Raw genomic sequence first — 18,147 nt, forward strand, 5'->3', positions numbered from 1 at the left:
GGTGGATTCATCGGGGGCAAGCCCCCTCCCACATGGGCATGCATTTCAAGTGTGGGAGGGGGCTTGCCCCCGATAGCGGTCTGACAGGCGATCGATTCAGCCCTGGCTGAACTGTGACGCCAGTTCGCGCAACAGCACTTCAGCATCCAGCACTTTACCCACCACTTCTTCAGCCTTGTCACGGCTCAAGCCCAGGCGCTCCAGCAGCGCATCCGGAATCGCTTCATCCGGCCCGGAACCGATCCCGCGGCTACGCAACAAACGCACCGCCAGGCTCACCAGGTTCGGGTACTCGGCGTATTGCCCGTCGTAGGTCGGGTCGTGCTGGAAGCGCAGGGCGGTGGACAGTTCGTCCGGCATGTCCCAGTAGCGCATCAGCCAGGCACCGATCTGCTCGCGGCTGATGCCCAGCAGATGTTGCTCGACATAGCTGTGGCACAGGTGCGGGTTGACCTCCAGGTGACGGCAGATCAGCGAGAAGTGCGGCGGGAACACGTGGGCCAGCAGCAGATAACCGAAGTTGTGCAGCAGGCCGGCAAGGTAGGTGAGGCCGGCTTCCGGGCGCTGTGCGCGGGGCATGGCGCGGGTCAGGCCTTCGATCACGGCGGCGGTGTAGATCGACTGGTGCCAGTACGGCGTCGACTGGTGCGGGTGGTCCTTGGGCAGGCTCAGGGTCTTGCCCAGGGCCAGGCCCAGCGCCAGGTTGATCACCAGGTCGAAGCCCAGCACACGCACGATGGCGTCTTCCACTGAACGAATCTTGCCCGGCGAGGCGTAGTACGGCGACGCGGCCCAGCTCACCACTTGGGCGGCCAGGGCCGGGTCGGTCTCGACCACGCCGGTGATGTCGTCGATGGTGGCGTTTGGGTCGACGCGCAGCTTGATGATCTTCTGCGCGGTGTCGGCCAGGGGCGGAATCTCGATGGTCGCTTCCAGGCGCTGCTGGATACGGCGGGCGGTGAACGCCTGCATTGCCTGGGTGATTTCCTCGCGGTCATCGTTGGGGCGGTCGAGGTTGGGGCGGATATTGCTCAACGGCTCGCCGAAGTGGCCGGCGCTGGCCTTGGTGAGCATCGTCTTGAAGGCGTCGCTGGGAATCTCCAGCAACAGGCCTGCTTCACCCGAATGCACCATCAGGCTCGGCTCGTCGAGCAGGCTGCCTTCGTACAGGCAGGGCGAGCTGGTAAGGGGTGGCAAACCTGGCAACAGGCTCAGGTCATGTTTGTCGAGCATGCGCTTGACGCGATCCGGCGATACAGCGGTCAGGCGGCGGCCGGTGAGTTCGGCGAGGCGGTTGAGGTCGAGCAACTGGTTCTGCGGGAACAGCACCATCAGGGCGCCTACCGCATCTTCCAGCAGCACTGCCTGGACCTTCTGCGCAGGATTCAGGCCCGGGAGGTCGGCGACTTCCGTGTAGGGGATGGCGAGTTTTGCGAGCAGAGCCCGAATGACCGGCGGGGCGGTCAGTGGGGCTGTGGCGAGGGCAACTTCTGACATGGCCTGATCCAATTTCTTACAGTCACCGAAGTATAACCAGCTTGATACAACTGTTGGTCGCTTAAGTGCGTCAGGCGTCACACTTGGCCGTATTGCTGCCCGTGCCTGAGCCAGCGATTGAGCAGCGGGCTGACGTGGTCCGGCCAGCGCTCCAGCAGTGCCTGTGCGGCATCGCGCACGGCAGGCAGCAAGTCGGCGTCGCGCATCAGGTCGGCGACCTTGAATTGCAGCAGGCCGGTCTGGCGCGTGCCGAGCATTTCGCCGGGACCGCGCAGTTCCAGGTCCTTTTCGGCGATGACAAACCCGTCGTTGGTTTCGCGCATGATGCCCAGGCGCTGGCGACCGATCTGCGACAGCGGCGGGTGGTAGAGCAGCACGCAATGGCTGGCGGCGCTGCCCCGGCCCACCCGGCCACGCAACTGGTGGAGTTGCGCCAGGCCCAGGCGCTCGGGGTTTTCGATGATCATCAGGCTGGCGTTGGGCACGTCCACGCCGACTTCGATCACGGTAGTGGCCACCAACAGTTGCAGGTTGCCAGCTTTGAATTCGGCCATGACTGCGGCTTTTTCAGCCGGCTTCATGCGCCCGTGGATCAGGCCGACCTTGAGTTCGCCCAAGGCGCTGGTGAGGTCTTCATAGGTGGTTTCGGCGGCCTGGCAGGTCAGCTCTTCGGACTCTTCGATCAGCGTGCATACCCAGTACGCCTGGCGCCCTTCGGCACAGGCGCTGCGTACGCGTTCGATCACTTCCACACGCCGGGTGTCGGTGACCAGCACGGTGTTGACCGGCGTACGGCCAGGCGGCAGTTCGTCGAGGATCGAGGTGTCGAGGTCGGCGTAGGCGCTCATGGCCAGGGTGCGCGGGATCGGTGTGGCGGTCATGATCAACTGGTGCGGGTTCATCCGCCCGCCGACGCCTTTCTGGCGCAGCGCCAGGCGCTGTTGCACGCCGAAGCGGTGCTGTTCGTCGATGATTACCAGGGCCAGGTTCTTGAACTGCACTTCGTCCTGGAACAGCGCGTGGGTGCCCACCACCATCGGTGCGCCGCCGGCAATCTGTTCCAGTGCCGCCGCGCGGTTCTTGCCCTTGAGCTTGCCGGCCAGCCACGCCACTTCCAGGCCCAGCGGTTCGAGCCAGCGCTTGAACGTGATGAAATGCTGCTCGGCGAGGATCTCGGTGGGCGCCATCAGCGCCACCTGGTAGCCGGCCTCCAGCGCTTGCAGGGCGGCGAGGGCGGCGACCACGGTCTTGCCTGCGCCCACATCGCCCTGGATCAGCCGCAGCATGGGCTCCTGCTGGCTCAGGTCATAGGCGATTTCATTGCCGACGCGTTGCTGGGCACCGGTCGGCGCAAAACCCAGGTTGGCCAGGTACTGCGCAGGCAAGCGCGTGGCCTTGGGCATTGCCGGTGCACGCAGGGAGCGCATGCTCTCGCGCAGGCGTTGCTGGGACAGTTGATGGGTCAGCAGTTCTTCGAAGGCCAGGCGATGCTGGGCCCAGTGATGACCGAGCGCGAGTTCGTCGACATCGGCGTCGGCGGGCGGGTGATGCAGGTAGCGGATCGCATCGTCCAGCGGCGCCAGCTGATAGTCGCGGGCCAGTTCCTGGGGCAGCCAATCAGGCAGGCTTTTCGGGCCGAGCATAGTCAACGTCTGCATGCACAGTTGGCGCAGGCGTTGCTGGGTCAGGCCTTCGGTGAGTGGGTAGATCGGCGTGAGCGTGGTGTCGACCGGCGGCGGTTCGTCACCGGTAATGGCGCGGTATTCCGGGTGATAGATCTCAAGGCCGGATGCGCCGGGTCGCGCTTCGCCGTAGCAGCGCACGCGGGTGCCGCGCTTGAGGCCTTCCTTCTGCGCGTTGCTGAAATGGTAGAAGCGCAGGCTCAGGCCGCCAGTGCCATCCTGCAGGCGTACGACCAGACTGCGGCGCTTGCCCATCACCACATCGGCACCGCTGACGGTGCCTTCGACCACTGCGTCCTGCCCGGGGCGCAACTGGCCGATGGGCACTACGCGGGTGCGGTCCTGATAGCGCAGGGGCAGGTGGAACAGCACGTCCTGGAGGTTCTCCAGGCCCACCTTGGCCAGCTTCTCGGCCATGGCTTCACCGACACCCTTGAGTGCCGTCACCGAGACCTGCGACAGCTCAGTCATACCCTGGCTTAGCTCGCGGCAGTCGGCTTGGCGACCGAACACAGGCGGATCGAGTCGGCGAGGATCTCAATCGCTTTGGGCCGTGGGAAGCTGGCGCGCCAGGCGATCGCCACGGTGCGGAACGGCACCGGCGGCGTGAGTGGGCGCACTTCGATCACGCCGGGGGCGTAGTGATGGCTGTCCACCGCCGACAGCGGCAGGATCGAAATGCCCAGGCCGGACGCGACCATGTGACGGATGGTTTCCAGGGAGCTGGATTCCACGGTGGTGTGCTTGGCGCCGTCATTACCCTTGGTCAGGGTCGGGCAGGCTTCCAGGACCTGGTCGCGGAAGCAGTGGCCTTCGCCGAGCAGCAGCAAGCTCTTGTCGTTGAGCAGGCCAGCGTCGATGGTGTCTTTCTGTGTCCACGGGTGCGAGGCCGGCATGAGCACGTAGAACGGCTCGTCGTAGAGCGGCAGGGTCAGCACGTCGGCTTCATTGAACGGCAGGGCAATGATGATAGCGTCCAGCTCGCCGTTGCGCAGTTTGTCGCGCAGCACGTGGGTGAAGTTTTCTTCGATATACAGCGGCATCTGCGGCGCGACGCGGTGCAGTTGCGGGATCAGGTGCGGGAACAGGTAAGGCCCGACGGTGTAGATGGCGCCGACCTTGAGCGGCGCGGTCAGCTGGTTCTTGCCGGCCTGGGCCAGTTCGCGAATGCTCTGCGCCTGCTCCAGTACCTTCTGGGCCTGGGCCACAATGCCTTCGCCCACCGGTGTGAGGCGCACGGCGCTCTTGCTGCGCTCGAAAATCAGCACACCGAGTTCGTCTTCAAGCTTTTTCACGCCCACCGACAGCGTCGGTTGGCTGACATGGCAACGCTCGGCCGCGTGGCCGAAGTGCTGCTCTTGGGCGAGGGTAACGATGTAGCGCAATTCTGTAAGAGTCATAGCGGGCGTCCATGAGGTTGCGGGCCAAGCATACCGGCTGCAATCGATAGACGCACGTTATCAGACACGATGGGGTTTGCGACACCGGCTAATCGGGTGCCGCAGGTGTTTTGCCGGTTATTTCTGCGGGTATTTGAAGGTGAAGGTCTCGGTGAAAGGACCCCACCACTCGGGTACGCCGGTTTCTTTGTCGACGTGGTGGAAGAAACCATTGATCTGCGGGCTCTCGTAGCGCAGCACCACGGTATAGGTGCCTGGGCCGTCCATCTTCACGTTGTTCGCATAGTGGGCGCCGTCTTTGGCGACCATCGGCAGGAGCGTGCCGATTTGCTTGTAGTCCGGAGCGCCTTCCTTGACCAGGGAATAGGAGATGCTCAGGTAAGGTACCCATTCACCGTTGGACAGTCCGTACTTGTTGTCAGCGGTGGCATGCACATCGGTTTCAAGGTGCACCGAGTCCTTGTCCATGACCATGCCCGGTGGCATTGGCGCCATCTCGATTCCGGTGAGGTACGAGGAGGCGATTTCCATGTCGTGGGTCTGGACCGGGCCGCCGATGGGGTATTCACGGGCTTGGCTGAAGGCAGAAAAAGCCAGGGTGCTGGTCAGGACCAATGCAGCGGCCACAGGTTTGTGCAGGTGTTTCATGGGTGACGCTCCAGGGTGGGTGACGACGATTGAGTGGTGCGCGACTGCACAAGGCGGCTACCCAGTAACAGCAGCGTAAGGGTGACCACCCAGGCAAACAGTTGAACGCCCAGGGGGCGGTCGGTGTAGCCGGTCAGCGCTTGCAGCGCCCGACCGGTGAGGCTTGCGTCGGACACCAGCCAGGAGGTGTCCCACAACTCGTAGCCCCAGGCCGGGATCAGGTTGATACCGGCCAGGATCGCGGCGGCGCGGCCGGCCATTCCCGCCGCGAGTACGGCGATCATCCACGTGGTGACCGAGAACAGACGCTTGAGGCTGATCACCACCAGCCCGCGATACAGCAGCCACGACAGCACGCCGCCGCCGGCAATCCCGAGCATGCCGCCGATGAGCATCGTCAGGGGTTCGGTGTGGGTGGATGCAGCGATGCCATAGAGGAACAGCACGATTTCCGAGCCTTCGCGCAACACGGCAACGGTGATCACGATGGCCAGTGCCCACAGGGTCTTCTCGCCGCGTTGCACCGCGGCGCCGCTTTCGCGCAGTTGAGTGGCGAGTTCGCGGCCATGGCTGCTCATCCACAGGTTGTGCCAGCCGAGCATGCACACCGCGACGATAAGGATGGCGGCGTTGAAGATTTCCTGGCCGAAACCGTCCAGGGCCTGGGTAATGGCGCCGGTGAACAGCGCGAGGATCGCCGCGCCGCCAACACCGGCAGCGATGCCGCCGATGATGTAGGTACTGCGCCGCGCCAGCCCCTGGGTGGCGGCCATGACGATACCGATGACGATGCCGGCTTCCAGCACTTCACGAAACACGATCAGCAGACAGGCCAGCATGACTTACTCCTTGGCCGCGACGACGGTGACGGTGCCTTTGGCCTGGTCGGGATGGTAGTCGTCGAAAAAGCTGTAGGTGCCTGGATGCATAGGGCCGGCGAAGACGGTAATAGTGTTGCCGGGCACGACGATCTTTTCGAACTTCATGTCGTAGCTTTCAAATTCGTCGACGGTGTCGTCGTTATTGGTGAGCTGGATGCGAAAGCGCTCGCCGGCCGGCACGGTGAAGCTGGCCGGCGTGAAGGTGTGGTTCTGCACGGTCAGGCTGACCAGTTGATCCGCATGGGCTGCGCAGGGGGCGCCAGCGATTGCGAGCAGGGCAAGCGTCAGGCGGGGAGGGCAGGACATGGCGAAAGGCCTCTCAAATGAGAATTGTTCGCGCATGATTGGTGGTGTATTGAAGTGTTACAAGTGAAGAACCATGACATTGGTTTCACATTCAGTCACGGTTCAGCTTGCGGGCCTGCAAGGCTTGAAATACGGGGGAGGGGAAATGCAATGGGCACCCGAGGGTGCCCATTGGGAGCGGCTCAGCGACGACGTTTCTCGATGTTGTACACGAACGGTGCAACGATCTCGATACTGCCACCCTTGAGCATGTCTGCCGGCGGCTTGGGCAGCGGCTGGGCACGCCGGATCATGTCCAGCGTGGCGCGGTCCAGGTCGGCGTTGCCGGAGCGGCCCACCAACTCGTAGGACAGCACGTTACCCTCGGCATCCACCACGAACTTCAGGCGGTTGAGGCCTTCCTTGCCACGTGCCTGGGCACCTGGCGGGTACTTCTTGTACTTCTGCAGGTGAGCCAGCAGGGTGCCTTCCCAGGACGCTTTGGCGGCGATCTGTTGCGGCGATGGGCCAGGAACGGGCTGGGCTGATTTTTCAGCCGGTGCCTGGGTCGGCGGAGCGTCGCTCGGCGGATCCTCGGAAGGTTTCTCCTTGGGCGGCTCGATTTTCTTCTCCACCGGCTTGGGCGGCTGCGGTTTGGGCTTGGGCTTGACCGGCTTGGGCACCTGGATCGTCGGCTTGGGTGCCTCGGCCAGTTTCGGCAGGGGCAGCTCTTCCACCGGTGCAGGCGGTTGCGGCGGCGTGACCACCTTGGGCGGTGCCGGCGGCGGTGGGGCTGGCATCGGTGCCAGGTCGATGACCATGGCAGCCGGTGGCAACTGCACCGTGCGCGGCGCCGACCAGTGAAGCGCGATAGCGATCGCGATGGCATGCACGCCCAGTACGACGGCGAGGCTGGTGCCATAACGCGTCAGTTTGTGGCGCGTCGTGATCATTTCTTGGCTGCCGTCTCGAGTCCGACCAGGCCTACCTTGAGGTAGCCGGCTGCCCGCAGGGCATCCATCACGCTCATCAGGTCGCCGTAGTCCACGCCTTTGTCAGCCTGGAAGAAGATCGTCGTGTCCTTCTTGCCCTGGGTCTTGGCGTCGAGCACCGGCCCCAGGGTTTCAGCCTTGACTTCTTCTTCACCCAGGAACAGGCGTTGGTCCGCCTTGACGCTGAGGAAGATCGGTTTCTCCGGCCGTGGCGCTGGTTTGGCGCTGGACGCGGGCAGGTCGACCTTGATGTCCACGGTGGCCAGCGGTGCCGCCACCATGAAGATGATCAGCAGCACCAGCATCACGTCGATAAACGGCGTGACGTTGATTTCGTGGTTCTCGACGAGTTCGTCGTCGCCTTGATTCAAATGCAGGCCCATGGCCGATTACCCCACTTTCACCATGTGCGGTTGCGAGCTGCGCTCGGTAGGCAGGTGATCGAGGTCGCGGCTGACCAGCAGCAGGACTTCCGCCGACGCGTCCGATACCTGGGCCTTGTAGCCGGCAATCGAACGGGCAAAGACGTTGTAGATCACCACCGCAGGAATCGCGGCAACCAGGCCCAGGGCGGTGGCCAGCAGGGCTTCGGCGATGCCTGGGGCAACGACGGCGAGGTTGGTGGTCTGGGTTTTGGCGATGCCGATGAAGCTGTTCATGATGCCCCACACGGTACCGAACAAACCGACGAAGGGCGCGGTGGAACCGATGGTCGCCAGCACGCCGGTGCCGCTGCTCATGTTACGACCGCAGGCTGCCACCAGGCGCTCCAGGCGGAAGGCCACACGTTCCTTGATGCCTTCTTTTTCGCGGGTGTTGGCCGACAGGCGCATTTCTTCCAGCGCGTCGTGCACCAGTGTGTTGGCCAGGGTGCCTTTCTTGGTCGCGCTTTCGCTGGCTTCCTTGAGGGTGGTGGCCTTTTTCAGGTGGACGATTTCGGTGCGCAGACGACGCTTGGCGCCCAGCAGCTCGAAGCCTTTGGCGATCCAGATGGTCCAGGTGATGATCGAGGCGATGGCCAGGCCGATCATCACGGCTTTTACCACCACGTCAGCGTTCTGATACATGCCCCAGGGCGACAGGTCGTGGGCCATGCCCAGGGTGTTGTCTTCTTCCAGCACTACGCCGGTGTCGTCGGCGGCGGCAGGGTCAGCGGCCTGGGCCGGGTCGGTGGCAGCGGGTGCTGCGGCAGGTGCTGCCGGTGCCGCGGTGTTGTGCTCGGCAGCCGCGGGGGTGGCTGGTGCGGTGGCATCAGCGAAGGCGGCGGTCGGTGCCAGCAGTACGCTGAACAGCAGCGCAGCAATCGCGCGCCAGGCGCGGGATGGGCTGTGAAGCTTGGTTGGCGAAGCGGGGGTTGTATTACGTGTCATGCTGGCCGGACCTGAGTAAAAAAATGAGTGATCGTCCTTCCAGACCCAGGGGTCGAGGACAAATGGGTGGTTATTATTGCAAGTAATTCTTGTTAACAGAAGTAATACAGTAACTTTATTTGTGCTTTTTCTGGCCGTCTGTCATCTGCGAAGGCTAACCTAGACCTTTCTGTGCGGAGTTTTGTGATGTCAGCGCCTTCTGTTGTGATTGCCGGATGTGGCGATGTGGGGAGCCGGCTGGCCAGCCAATTGCTTGCCTCGGAATGGGAGGTATATGGCCTGCGCCGTGATATTTCGCGGCTTCCCGGCGGCGTGATCGGCATTGCCGGTGACCTGTTCAAAAAGGATTGCCCCGACACCTGGCCGATTGGTGGGGTGGATTACCTGGTGTACTGCGCGGCTGCGACGGATCACGACGAGGCGGGCTACCGCGCCGCTTATGTAGAAGGGCTGAAACATGTGCTGGAGTGGCTGAGTGACTACGGCCAGGAACCCAAACACCTGCTGTTCGTATCCAGCAGCAGCGTCTACGGGCAGCAGAATGGCGAGTGGGTCGACGAAACGTCGGAGACTCAATCGAAAGGATATTCCGGGCAGGTGATGCTGGAAGCCGAGCAAGTGGCGCTCAATAGCGGCATCCCGGCGAGTGTCGTGCGGCTTACCGGCATCTATGGTCCTGGTCGCGAACGGCTGCTGACCCAGGTTCGCCAAGGCTATCGCGTGGCAATCGATCCACCTTTATATGGCAATCGCATTCATGCGGACGACGCGGCGGGGCTACTCGCCTTTTTGTTGCGCCATGTGGAAGAGGGCGGCTCGCTGGACAAGGTCTACATCGGTGTCGACGATGCACCTGCTCCACTGGCCGAAGTGGTGGGCTGGTTGCACGAATACCTGGGTGTGACTGAGTGGGCTGAGGATGCGAGTGTGCGGCGAGCGGGCAGCAAGCAGTGCAGCAATGCTCGGGTGAAGGCGTTGGGTTGGACGCCGACTTACCCGACCTTCCGCGAAGGCTACGCAGCAATTCTCAAAGGCTGAAACTCAAAACCCGATAGCAGTGTGTCAGACACCGTTGTAGTGGCTGATGCGCCGCCATCGGGGGCAAGCCCCCTCCCACATTTGGATCTATGTTTGGTTGCTTATTGCTTTTCAAGCAGCCATTGGCGTGGGCCTGGTGTGAACGAGGGCACTTCATCCGCCTGCGCGGTGTTGATCGCCTGGAAGATTTCCAGCTGCTTGCCTTTGCGGGTAAAGATCCACGGGTTGCCCTGGCCGTTGAGCTGCAGCCAGATGCTGTCGTAGCCACCGCTCATTGAGGCGCAATCACCGGCCAGGCACAGCGAATACCGGTCCACATTGGGCAGGCCGGCGACCTTGCCGTCAGCCTGGAACTGCACGATGGCGCCGCTGCCGAAGCCGTCGCTGATCTTCCAGTCGCCGCCCAGGTAGGCTCCGTACAGCGCTCGCTCGAAGTTGGCACCCAAAGGTGCACCTTCCGGGGCCGGGTCTTTGGCGCGGGCAAACAGCTGTTCGGGCTCGTTGTCGTTGGCCACTTGCAGCAGTTGCTTGCCTTTGCGCTTGAGTTCGGTGGCGGAGCTGCCGTAGAAATCCACGCTCCACGCGCCGGACTGTTCACCCAGCAACTTGCCTTCCGCTACTTCAAAACCGTTGTAGTAGCGGGCCTGTGAAGCCTTGGTATTGACCTCCCACTCGAGGTTCGGGCCATAGCTCTGCAGGGCTTCACGCAAAGGGCCGCCCTTGGCTGCCGCATCGATGGCGACCTGGTTGATCCAGGTGCCGCTCACATCCCTGTCGGCAGGGTTACTGGCACAGCCGCCGAGCAACAGGGCGAGCATTGATGAGGCTACAAGCGCTTTGCGCATCATGAAATCCTTCTGAAACGAAGTCGGCGCAGCCTGTGGGGGCTGCGCCGGGTGTTTTACTCGATGACCAGGATCGCGTCCATCTCGACCTGCGCACCCTTTGGCAGGGCGGCAACGCCGATGGCGGCGCGGGCTGGATACGGCTGTTCGAAGTACTTGCCCATGATCTCGTTGACCTTGGCGAAGTGGCTCAGGTCGGTGAGGAAGATGTTCAGCTTGACGATGTCCTTGAACGAACCACCGGCTGCTTCAGCCACCGACTTGAGGTTTTCGAAGACCTGTACGGTCTGTGCTTCGAAGCCTTCCACCAGTTCCATGGTCTGCGGGTCCAGCGGGATCTGGCCGGACATGTAGACGGTGTTGCCCGCCTTGATCGCCTGGGAGTAAGTGCCGATGGCGGCAGGGGCTTTATCGCTGGTGATAACGGTCTTGGTCATGAATGACTCCTTGTAATGTGGGTTAGGCGCGCATGCGAGTGATGCGGATCACACCGGTCAAGGCACGCAGTTTCTTGATCACGCGGGCCAGGTGCACGCGGTCGTGTACGCTGACCACCAACTGGACCACGCTGATGCGGCCATCGCGCTCGTCCATGCTGATTTTTTCGATATTGCCGTCGGCTGCGTTGACGCTGCTGGCGAGCAGGGCGATCAGGCCGCGCTGGTGTTCCAGCTCCACCCGCAACTCGACGTTGAATTCGCCGGTGACATCCTTGGCCCACGAGAGCTGGATGCATTTTTCCGGGTTGTGGCGGATTTCGGTGATGTTGCGGCAGTTGTCCAGGTGCACCACCATGCCTTTGCCTGCGGACAAGTGGCCGACAATCGGGTCGCCCGGGATCGGCGTGCAGCACTTGGCGTAGCTGAGCACCAGGCCTTCGGTGCCGCGAATCGCCAGCGGGCCTTCCGGGCTTGGCAACTGTTCGCCTTCGCCGAGCAGGCGGCGGGCGACTACATAGGCCATGCGGTTGCCCAGGCCGATATCTTCCAGCAGGTCCTCGATGGTTTCCTGGCGGTACTCGTGGAGCATCGCTTGCACGCGTTCCTGCGGGATCTTGTCGAGGGCGCTGTCGAAACCGTTGAGCACCTTGTTCAGCAGGCGTTCGCCCAGGCTGATGGACTCGGAGCGGCGCTGCAATTTCAGCGCGTGACGGATGTGCGTGCGCGCCTTGCCGGTGACCACGAAGTTGAGCCACGCCGGGTTCGGGCGTGCGCCCGGGGCGCTGACGATCTCGACCGTGGAGCCACTTTGCAGCGGTTCGGACAGCGGTGCGAGACGACGATTGATCCGGCAGGCGATGCAGCTGTTGCCCACATCGGTGTGCACCGCATAGGCAAAGTCGACCGCCGTGGAGCCCTTGGGCAGCTCCATGATCCGGCCTTTGGGCGTGAACACGTAGACCTCGTCCGGGAACAGGTCGATCTTCACGCTTTCGATAAATTCGAGGGAGTTGCCGGCGCGTTGCTGCATTTCCAGCACGCCTTTGACCCACTGGCGGGCGCGGGCGTGAGTGCCCTTGGGCTGCTCGTCGCCGCTGGACTTGTACAGCCAGTGGGCGGCGATGCCGTTGTTGGCCATCTCTTCCATTTCGCGTGTGCGGATCTGGATCTCGATCGGCACCCCGTGCATGCCAAACAGCGTGGTATGCAGCGACTGATAGCCGTTGGCCTTGGGAATCGCGATGTAATCCTTGAAACGGCCCGGCAGGGGTTTGTACAAATTATGTACAGCGCCCAGCACGCGGTAGCAGGTGTCGACCTTGTCGACGATGATCCGGAACGCGTACACGTCCATGATTTCGTTGAAGGCCCGGCGCTTGCCGCGCATCTTCTTGTAGATGCCGTAGATATGCTTTTGCCGGCCGCTGACCTCGCCTTCGATCTCATCGATTGCCAGGCAATGGCTCAGCGACTCTTCGATCTTGTTGACGATTTCCTTGCGGTTGCCCCGGGCGCGCTTGACTGCCTGGTAGATGCGCGCCGAACGCATCGGGTGCATGGCCTTGAAGCCGAGGTCTTCGAACTCGATACGTATGGCGTGCATGCCCAAACGGTTGGCGATGGGCGCGTAGATTTCCAGGGTTTCCTTGGCAATGCGCCGGCGTTTTTCGCCGGACAGCACTTCCAGCGTGCGCATGTTGTGCAGCCGGTCGGCCAGTTTGACCAGGATCACGCGAATATCGCGGGCCATGGCCATGGCCATCTTCTGGAAGTTTTCCGCCTGGGCCTCGGCCTTGGTCTCGAAGTTCATCTGGGTCAGTTTGCTGACCCCGTCGACCAGTTCGGCCACGGTTTCGCCGAATTGCGCGCTGAGCGCTTCCTTGGCGATGCCGGTGTCTTCGATCACGTCATGCAGCATCGCGGCCATCAGGCTCTGATGGTCCATGTGCATGTCGGCAAGAATGTTTGCCACCGCAAGGGGATGGGTGACATACGCCTCGCCGCTACGGCGGCGTTGGCCGTCGTGGGCTTGTTCGGCGTAGAAATACGCTCGGCGGACCAGGTTGACCTGGTCTGGGCCGAGGTAGGCCGATAAGCGATCGGCGAGGGCGTCTATGCTCGGCAAAGTGTGAACTCCTGCCGTTGGCTGTGACCCCGCGCCGTGCTACGTCGACCAGGCATAGGCTTAGACGGCCTCGTTGGACTCGTCCTCGAACGCTGCAAACAGCGGTTCGTCTTCAACGATTTCAGCGTTGGCGATGAACTCGTAGCTCATCAGGCCTTCGGCGATTTCACGCAGGGCCACAACGGTAGGCTTGTCGTTTTCCCACTGGACCAGGGGCTCTTTGCCGCCAGTGGCCAGTTGACGGGCACGCTTGGTAGAGAGCATGACCAGCTCAAAGCGGTTATCCACGTGTTCTAGGCAGTCTTCAACGGTTACGCGGGCCATGGTATTCCTCGGAGCGAATGCAAGATGCGCGCTGCCCGGTTGGGCGAGCGGACTAAACAGTTTAAAAAATCACCAGCGTTTAGGGAAGCGCTGATTTTTCGCAGGCCCTCGCAAAACCGCTACAAGCGCCAATGTAAAGCCCTTGCAGCGGTTTTGGGAAGAGCCAATCAACCGAGCAGTTCGGCGAGTAATTTGCCGAAACGCTGTTGCTGACGCTTTTGCTGGAGCTGATTGGCGCGGAAAATCGCCTTCAAATCGTCCAGCGCGTGGGCAAAATCGTCGTTGATGATCAGGTAGTCGTAGTCGACGTAGTGGCTCATTTCACTGACCGCTTCACGCATGCGGCCTTCGATGATCTCGTCGCTGTCCTGGCCGCGGTTGGTCAGGCGCTGGTGCAGCGCTTCAAGCGACGGCGGCAGGATAAAGATCGAACGCGCCTTGGGCATCAGCTGGCGTACTTGTTCGGCGCCCTGCCAGTCGATTTCCAGGATCAAGTCGTGGCCTTCGTCCAGGGTCTGCTGCAAGTGGCTTTGCGAAGTGCCATAGAGGTTGCCGAACACTTCGGCGCGCTCCAGGAAGTCGCCGTGTTCGATCATCTTGACGAACTCGGTGCGCTCGACGAAGTGATAGTGCACGCCGTTCACCTCGCCCGGGCGCATGGCGCGGGTGGTGTGGGAGACCGAGATGCGGATCTGCTCGTCAGCGTCGGTCAGGGCCTTGACCAGGCTGCTCTTGCCTGCGCCAGAAGGCGCGGAAATGATGTAAAGGGTGCCGGTGCTGTGGGTCATGGAGGTTGCCTTACTCAATATTCTGTACTTGTTCGCGCATCTGCTCGATCAACACCTTGAGGTTGACCGCAGCCGTGGTGCTGCGCGGATCGAAAGCCTTGGAGCCCAGTGTATTGGCTTCGCGGTTGAGTTCCTGCATCAGGAAGTCCAGGCGCCGACCGGCGGCGCCGCCGGACTTGAGCACGCGGCGTACTTCGAGGATGTGGGTGCTCAGGCGGTCCAGTTCTTCGGCCACATCGCTCTTCTGCGCCAGCAGCACCATTTCCTGCTCCAGGCGCACCGGGTCGAGATCGGCCTTCATGTCGGTGAAGCGGTCGAGGACCTTCTGGCGCTGGGTGGCAAGCATCTGCGGGACCAACTCGCGCAGGGTGACCACGTCTTCTTCGATCGAGGTCAGGCGCTCGCTGATCAGGCGGGCCAACTCGGCGCCTTCACGCTCGCGGCCGGCCTTGAGCTCCTTCAAACCCTGATTGAACAGGGCGAGGGCTTCGGCGTTGAGCGCCTGCGGGTCGATGGCGTCGGCCACCAGCACGCCGGGCCAGGCCAGCACTTCCAGGGGGTTGAGCGCGGCCGGCTGCTTGATCAGACCGGCGATGGTTTCGGCGGCGGCGACCAATTGCGCGGCGCGGTCGCGGTCAACCTGCAGCGGCTTGCCGGTGGTTTCTTCGGTAAAGCGCAGGGTGCATTCCAGCTTGCCGCGGGAAATGCCCTGGCGCAGCGCTTCACGCACAGCGCCTTCGAGGTCGCGGAACGATTCCGGCAGACGCAGATGCGGCTCCAGGTAGCGGCTGTTGACCGAGCGCAGTTCCCAGCTCAGGGTGCCTTGTACGCCGGCTTTTTCGACGCGGGCAAAGGCGGTCATGCTGTGCACCATGGAGGTACCTCGCGTTGCAGCCCTTTAAATGCGGGCTGATGATTGGGAAGGCGCAGGATTGTAGCGCAGTGGGGCGAGTGCGCCCAAACCCGGGCATTCGTAACTGGATTTTTTAGCAGTGCCCCGAATCGGCCCGCGGCTCTATAATGCTCGGCAGTTTTTCGTCCTCAGTACAGGTGTTCCCTATGAAACGTCCAAGTGGTCGCGCTGCCGATCAGCTCCGCTCGATCCGCATCACCCGCAACTACACCAAACACGCCGAGGGATCCGTACTGGTCGAGTTTGGCGATACCAAGGTGATCTGCACCGTCAGCGTCGAAAACGGCGTGCCGCGCTTCCTTAAAGGCCAGGGCCAGGGCTGGCTGACCGCCGAGTACGGCATGCTGCCGCGCGCCACCGGCGAGCGTAATCAGCGTGAAGCCAGCCGTGGCAAGCAAGGCGGCCGCACCCTGGAAATCCAGCGCCTGATCGGCCGTTCACTGCGCGCCGCCCTGGACATGTCCAAGCTGGGCGACGTGACCCTGTACGTCGACTGCGATGTGATCCAGGCTGACGGCGGTACGCGCACTGCGTCCATCACCGGTGCCATGGTGGCCCTGGTTGACGCGCTGAAAGTGATCAAGAAGCGTGGCGGCCTCAAGGGCGGTGACCCGCTCAAGCAAATGATCGCCGCTGTTTCGGTGGGCATGTACCAGGGCGAGCCAGTGCTGGACCTGGACTACCTGGAAGACTCGGCCGCCGAGACCGACCTGAACGTGGTGATGACCAGCACCGGTGGTTTCATCGAAGTGCAAGGCACCGCCGAAGGCGCCCCGTTCCAGCCGGCTGAATTGAACGCGATGCTGGCCCTGGCCCAGAAAGGCATGACAGAGATCTTCGAACTGCAGAACGCCGCCCTGGCTGACTGAGCCCACCTCAAGGAGAAGCGCCATGAATGACAGCAGCCAAATGCCTGTGCCGACGCCTTCCTACGAAGTGCGCCAGGGCGCAATGTTGTGTCATCTCGCGGCGTTTCTGGGTTTCGTGTTCCCCTTCGGCAGCGTCGTGGGGCCACTGATCCTGTGGCAGATGAAGAAAGAAGTGGACCCGTTCATTGATGATCAGGGCAAGGAAGCCCTGAACTTCCAGATCACCGTCGCCATCGCCTGGATCGCTTGCATTGTGCTGGCCTTCGCAGTGATCGGTTTTTTCCTGATGGTTGCCCTGGCAATCGCCACGGTGGTGCTGACCATCATTGGTAGCATCAAGGCCAACAAGGGGATCGCTTACCGCTACCCCTTGACCTGGCGAGTGATCAAATAGTGAACAGGCACAAAAAAACCGACAGCGATGTCGGTTTTTTTGTGCCTGGGAAAAGACCTCAGATGGTCAATGTCCAGTCGTAGTCCACGATCAGCGGCGCGTGCTGCGAGAATCGCGGCTGGCGCGGCAGGCGTGCACTGCGAACGAACCGGCGCAGGCCCGGGGTCAGCAGTTGGTAGTCGAAGCGCCAGCCCAGGTTGAGCATCTCAGCCTGTTCGTTATCCGGCCACCAGCTGTACTGGTCGCCTTCGCGGCTGACTTCGCGCAGGGCATCCACATAGCCCATGTTGCCGACAATCTCGTCCATCCAGGCCCGTTCCGGCGCCAGGAAACCCGGGGATTGCTGGCTGTCGCGCCAGTTCTTGATATCCAGCTTCTGTTGCGCCACGTACAGCGAGCCACAATAAATGTACTCGCGACGTTTGCGTCGCTGTTTATCCAGGTAACGGGCGAAATCGTCCATTAGCTTGAACTTCTGGTTCAAGTCTTCATCGCCGTTCTGCCCCGAAGGAAGCAGCAAGGTCGCGATGCTGACCTTGTCGAAATCGGCTTGCAGGTAGCGCCCGTAGCGGTCGGCTGTCTCGAAGCCGAGGCCGCTGATGACCGCCTTGGGTTGCAACCGCGAATACAAAGCCACGCCACCTTGGGTGGGCACTTCGGCATCGCAGGCATAAAGGAAGTAGCCATCCAGTTGGAAGGCTGGGTCGTCCAGTTCAAAGGCGGAGGCGCGGGTATCCTGCAGGCAGATGACGTCGGCATTCTGGGCTTGCAGCCAACTGAGCAAACCACGCTCGACTGCAGCCTGAATACCATTAACGTTCACACTGATGATCCGCATAAATGGCCCCAAAAATCGCGTGCGTGTATGATACACGCCGTCTACCTAATTAGCTAAATCCGTGGTATCTGAGGCTTTTTTCATGCAGGCGTATCAACGCGATTTCATTCGTTTTGCCATCGATCGCGGGGTTTTGCGCTTCGGTGAGTTCACCCTCAAGTCAGGGCGCACCAGCCCGTACTTCTTCAATGCGGGCCTGTTCAACTCGGGATCGGCCCTGGCTCAGCTGGGTCGTTTCTATGCGGCTGCCATCGTTGAAAGCGGTATTTCCTTCGATGTGCTGTTTGGCCCGGCCTACAAGGGTATTCCCCTGGCGGCCGCGACCGCCGTGGCGCTGGCTGAGCATCACGGGCAGGACCTGCCTTGGTGCTTTAACCGTAAAGAGGCCAAGGCCCACGGTGAAGGCGGCAGCCTGGTCGGGGCTCCACTCAAGGGCGATGTGCTGATCATCGACGACGTGATCACTGCTGGCACCGCCATCCGTGAAGTCATGCAGATCATCGCTTCCCAGGACGGCGCCAAGGCTGCCGGTGTGCTGATCGCGCTGAACCGCCAGGAGCGTGGCAACGGTGAGTTGTCGGCCATCCAGGAAGTGGAGCGCGATTTCGGCATTCCAGTCGTGAGCATCGTGTCGTTGAACCAGGTGTTGCAGTTCCTGGAAGATGATCCGCAGCTCAAGCAGCACCTGCCAGCGGTGCGTGCATATCGCGAGCAGTTTGGCGTCTGACCCACCGCCTTCGCGGGCAAGCTGAACTGGCCTAATGATTTTGGACACTTCAATCGGGCGCTATGATGGCGCCCAAATCTGAGGTGTTTGG

General features: G+C 62.0%; 20 protein-coding genes. 4 read left to right on the top strand and 16 right to left on the bottom strand.

The window, feature by feature from the left end; all coding sequences use genetic code 11:
• Positions 1-96: 96 nt before the first annotated feature.
• The 9 genes from AC3WP7_RS16660 to exbB all read right to left on the bottom strand — a co-directional run bounded on the left by AC3WP7_RS16660 (position 97) and on the right by exbB (position 8,755).
• On the bottom strand, positions 97-1,497 hold the full coding sequence (locus AC3WP7_RS16660; protein WP_102592221.1) for an aminoacyl-tRNA deacylase and HDOD domain-containing protein: 1,401 nt from the start codon (positions 1,495-1,497) through the stop codon (positions 97-99).
• A 77-nt stretch (positions 1,498-1,574) separates the two neighbouring features.
• On the bottom strand, positions 1,575-3,650 hold the full coding sequence (gene recG, locus AC3WP7_RS16665; RefSeq protein WP_092242371.1) for an ATP-dependent DNA helicase RecG: 2,076 nt from the start codon (positions 3,648-3,650) through the stop codon (positions 1,575-1,577).
• 8 nt (positions 3,651-3,658) lie between these two features.
• Complete coding sequence (locus AC3WP7_RS16670; protein WP_016975936.1) at positions 3,659-4,579, bottom strand: hydrogen peroxide-inducible genes activator; 921 nt, start codon at positions 4,577-4,579, stop codon at positions 3,659-3,661.
• A gap of 117 nt (positions 4,580-4,696) precedes the next feature.
• Positions 4,697-5,227 (bottom strand): iron transporter, encoded by a 531-nt coding sequence (locus tag AC3WP7_RS16675; protein WP_071488082.1) that lies wholly within the window; start codon positions 5,225-5,227, stop codon positions 4,697-4,699.
• Positions 5,224-6,066, bottom strand: coding sequence for an FTR1 family iron permease (locus AC3WP7_RS16680; RefSeq protein WP_102592222.1), 843 nt, complete (start codon positions 6,064-6,066; stop codon positions 5,224-5,226). The genes AC3WP7_RS16675 and AC3WP7_RS16680 overlap by 4 nt, the downstream gene beginning before the upstream one ends.
• A 3-nt stretch (positions 6,067-6,069) precedes the next feature.
• On the bottom strand, positions 6,070-6,414 hold the full coding sequence (locus AC3WP7_RS16685; RefSeq protein ID WP_071488080.1) for a cupredoxin domain-containing protein: 345 nt from the start codon (positions 6,412-6,414) through the stop codon (positions 6,070-6,072).
• Positions 6,415-6,596: 182 nt separating this feature from the next.
• Entirely contained in the window at positions 6,597-7,346 is a 750-nt protein-coding gene (locus AC3WP7_RS16690) for a TonB family protein (protein ID WP_071488079.1), read from the bottom strand.
• Positions 7,343-7,768 (bottom strand): TonB system transport protein ExbD, encoded by a 426-nt coding sequence (exbD, locus tag AC3WP7_RS16695; RefSeq protein WP_003195519.1) that lies wholly within the window; start codon positions 7,766-7,768, stop codon positions 7,343-7,345. Before exbD ends, AC3WP7_RS16690 begins: the two co-directional genes overlap by 4 nt.
• Positions 7,769-7,774: 6 nt before the next feature.
• Entirely contained in the window at positions 7,775-8,755 is a 981-nt protein-coding gene (gene exbB, locus AC3WP7_RS16700; RefSeq protein ID WP_092241664.1) for a tonB-system energizer ExbB, read from the bottom strand.
• Between the two features lie 186 nt (positions 8,756-8,941).
• Here exbB and AC3WP7_RS16705 point away from each other — a divergent pair, with 186 nt between their 5' ends.
• Positions 8,942-9,793, top strand: a complete 852-nt coding sequence (locus AC3WP7_RS16705) for an SDR family oxidoreductase (RefSeq protein ID WP_102592223.1) — start codon at positions 8,942-8,944, stop codon at positions 9,791-9,793.
• Positions 9,794-9,894: 101 nt separating this feature from the next.
• Here AC3WP7_RS16705 and AC3WP7_RS16710 read toward each other — a convergent pair whose 3' ends face one another.
• From AC3WP7_RS16710 to AC3WP7_RS16735, 6 genes are all read right to left on the bottom strand, one after another.
• Positions 9,895-10,638 carry a hypothetical protein gene (locus tag AC3WP7_RS16710; RefSeq protein ID WP_093120380.1) on the bottom strand — a complete coding sequence of 248 codons (744 nt, stop codon included), beginning with the start codon at positions 10,636-10,638 and terminating at the stop codon, positions 9,895-9,897.
• 56 nt (positions 10,639-10,694) lie between these two features.
• Positions 10,695-11,075: a RidA family protein gene (locus AC3WP7_RS16715; protein ID WP_034116422.1), complete on the bottom strand. Its 381-nt coding sequence runs from the start codon at positions 11,073-11,075 to the stop codon at positions 10,695-10,697.
• A gap of 22 nt (positions 11,076-11,097) precedes the next feature.
• Positions 11,098-13,203, bottom strand: coding sequence for a bifunctional GTP diphosphokinase/guanosine-3',5'-bis pyrophosphate 3'-pyrophosphohydrolase (gene spoT, locus AC3WP7_RS16720; protein WP_058424246.1), 2,106 nt, complete (start codon positions 13,201-13,203; stop codon positions 11,098-11,100).
• Positions 13,204-13,263: 60 nt separating this feature from the next.
• Positions 13,264-13,527, bottom strand: coding sequence for a DNA-directed RNA polymerase subunit omega (gene rpoZ, locus AC3WP7_RS16725; RefSeq protein ID WP_003176920.1), 264 nt, complete (start codon positions 13,525-13,527; stop codon positions 13,264-13,266).
• Positions 13,528-13,694: 167 nt separating this feature from the next.
• On the bottom strand, positions 13,695-14,315 hold the full coding sequence (gene gmk / locus AC3WP7_RS16730) for a guanylate kinase (RefSeq protein ID WP_003213284.1): 621 nt from the start codon (positions 14,313-14,315) through the stop codon (positions 13,695-13,697).
• Between the two features lie 10 nt (positions 14,316-14,325).
• Complete coding sequence (locus AC3WP7_RS16735; RefSeq protein ID WP_102592224.1) at positions 14,326-15,189, bottom strand: YicC/YloC family endoribonuclease; 864 nt, start codon at positions 15,187-15,189, stop codon at positions 14,326-14,328.
• Positions 15,190-15,374: 185 nt separating this feature from the next.
• On the opposite strand from AC3WP7_RS16735, the gene rph reads away from it, so the two are divergent.
• Together rph and AC3WP7_RS16745 are read left to right on the top strand one after the other, a co-directional pair.
• Entirely contained in the window at positions 15,375-16,097 is a 723-nt protein-coding gene (gene rph, locus AC3WP7_RS16740; RefSeq protein ID WP_016975928.1) for a ribonuclease PH, read from the top strand.
• A gap of 22 nt (positions 16,098-16,119) precedes the next feature.
• Complete coding sequence (locus tag AC3WP7_RS16745) at positions 16,120-16,491, top strand: DUF4870 domain-containing protein (RefSeq protein WP_071488075.1); 372 nt, start codon at positions 16,120-16,122, stop codon at positions 16,489-16,491.
• A gap of 58 nt (positions 16,492-16,549) precedes the next feature.
• Here AC3WP7_RS16745 and crc read toward each other — a convergent pair whose 3' ends face one another.
• Positions 16,550-17,329, bottom strand: coding sequence for a catabolite repression control protein Crc (gene crc, locus AC3WP7_RS16750; protein WP_003195493.1), 780 nt, complete (start codon positions 17,327-17,329; stop codon positions 16,550-16,552).
• 82 nt (positions 17,330-17,411) lie between these two features.
• Between crc and pyrE the strand changes: the two genes are divergently transcribed.
• Positions 17,412-18,056: an orotate phosphoribosyltransferase gene (pyrE, locus tag AC3WP7_RS16755; RefSeq protein ID WP_028618476.1), complete on the top strand. Its 645-nt coding sequence runs from the start codon at positions 17,412-17,414 to the stop codon at positions 18,054-18,056.
• The last annotated feature ends 91 nt before the right edge of the window (positions 18,057-18,147 follow it).

Source organism: Pseudomonas sp. FW305-3-2-15-C-LB1, assembly GCF_058787615.1.

Excerpts from the sequence above, each read along its gene's own strand:
- AC3WP7_RS16745 (WP_071488075.1), top strand. The coding sequence starts at position 16,120 with ATGAATGACAGCAGCCAAATGCCTGTGCCGACGCCTTCCTACGAAGTG.
- exbD (WP_003195519.1), bottom strand. The coding sequence starts at position 7,768 with ATGGGCCTGCATTTGAATCAAGGCGACGACGAACTCGTCGAGAACCAC.
- AC3WP7_RS16685 (WP_071488080.1), bottom strand. The coding sequence starts at position 6,414 with ATGTCCTGCCCTCCCCGCCTGACGCTTGCCCTGCTCGCAATCGCTGGC.
- AC3WP7_RS16715 (WP_034116422.1), bottom strand. The coding sequence starts at position 11,075 with ATGACCAAGACCGTTATCACCAGCGATAAAGCCCCTGCCGCCATCGGC.
- AC3WP7_RS16670 (WP_016975936.1), bottom strand. The coding sequence starts at position 4,579 with ATGACTCTTACAGAATTGCGCTACATCGTTACCCTCGCCCAAGAGCAG.
- crc (WP_003195493.1), bottom strand. The coding sequence starts at position 17,329 with ATGCGGATCATCAGTGTGAACGTTAATGGTATTCAGGCTGCAGTCGAG.
- rpoZ (WP_003176920.1), bottom strand. The coding sequence starts at position 13,527 with ATGGCCCGCGTAACCGTTGAAGACTGCCTAGAACACGTGGATAACCGC.
- AC3WP7_RS16675 (WP_071488082.1), bottom strand. The coding sequence starts at position 5,227 with ATGAAACACCTGCACAAACCTGTGGCCGCTGCATTGGTCCTGACCAGC.
- AC3WP7_RS16735 (WP_102592224.1), bottom strand. The coding sequence starts at position 15,189 with ATGGTGCACAGCATGACCGCCTTTGCCCGCGTCGAAAAAGCCGGCGTA.
- pyrE (WP_028618476.1), top strand. The coding sequence starts at position 17,412 with ATGCAGGCGTATCAACGCGATTTCATTCGTTTTGCCATCGATCGCGGG.
- AC3WP7_RS16660 (WP_102592221.1), bottom strand. The coding sequence starts at position 1,497 with ATGTCAGAAGTTGCCCTCGCCACAGCCCCACTGACCGCCCCGCCGGTC.
- recG (WP_092242371.1), bottom strand. The coding sequence starts at position 3,650 with ATGACTGAGCTGTCGCAGGTCTCGGTGACGGCACTCAAGGGTGTCGGT.
- gmk (WP_003213284.1), bottom strand. The coding sequence starts at position 14,315 with ATGACCCACAGCACCGGCACCCTTTACATCATTTCCGCGCCTTCTGGC.
- AC3WP7_RS16690 (WP_071488079.1), bottom strand. The coding sequence starts at position 7,346 with ATGATCACGACGCGCCACAAACTGACGCGTTATGGCACCAGCCTCGCC.
- rph (WP_016975928.1), top strand. The coding sequence starts at position 15,375 with ATGAAACGTCCAAGTGGTCGCGCTGCCGATCAGCTCCGCTCGATCCGC.
- exbB (WP_092241664.1), bottom strand. The coding sequence starts at position 8,755 with ATGACACGTAATACAACCCCCGCTTCGCCAACCAAGCTTCACAGCCCA.
- AC3WP7_RS16680 (WP_102592222.1), bottom strand. The coding sequence starts at position 6,066 with ATGCTGGCCTGTCTGCTGATCGTGTTTCGTGAAGTGCTGGAAGCCGGC.
- AC3WP7_RS16705 (WP_102592223.1), top strand. The coding sequence starts at position 8,942 with ATGTCAGCGCCTTCTGTTGTGATTGCCGGATGTGGCGATGTGGGGAGC.
- AC3WP7_RS16710 (WP_093120380.1), bottom strand. The coding sequence starts at position 10,638 with ATGCGCAAAGCGCTTGTAGCCTCATCAATGCTCGCCCTGTTGCTCGGC.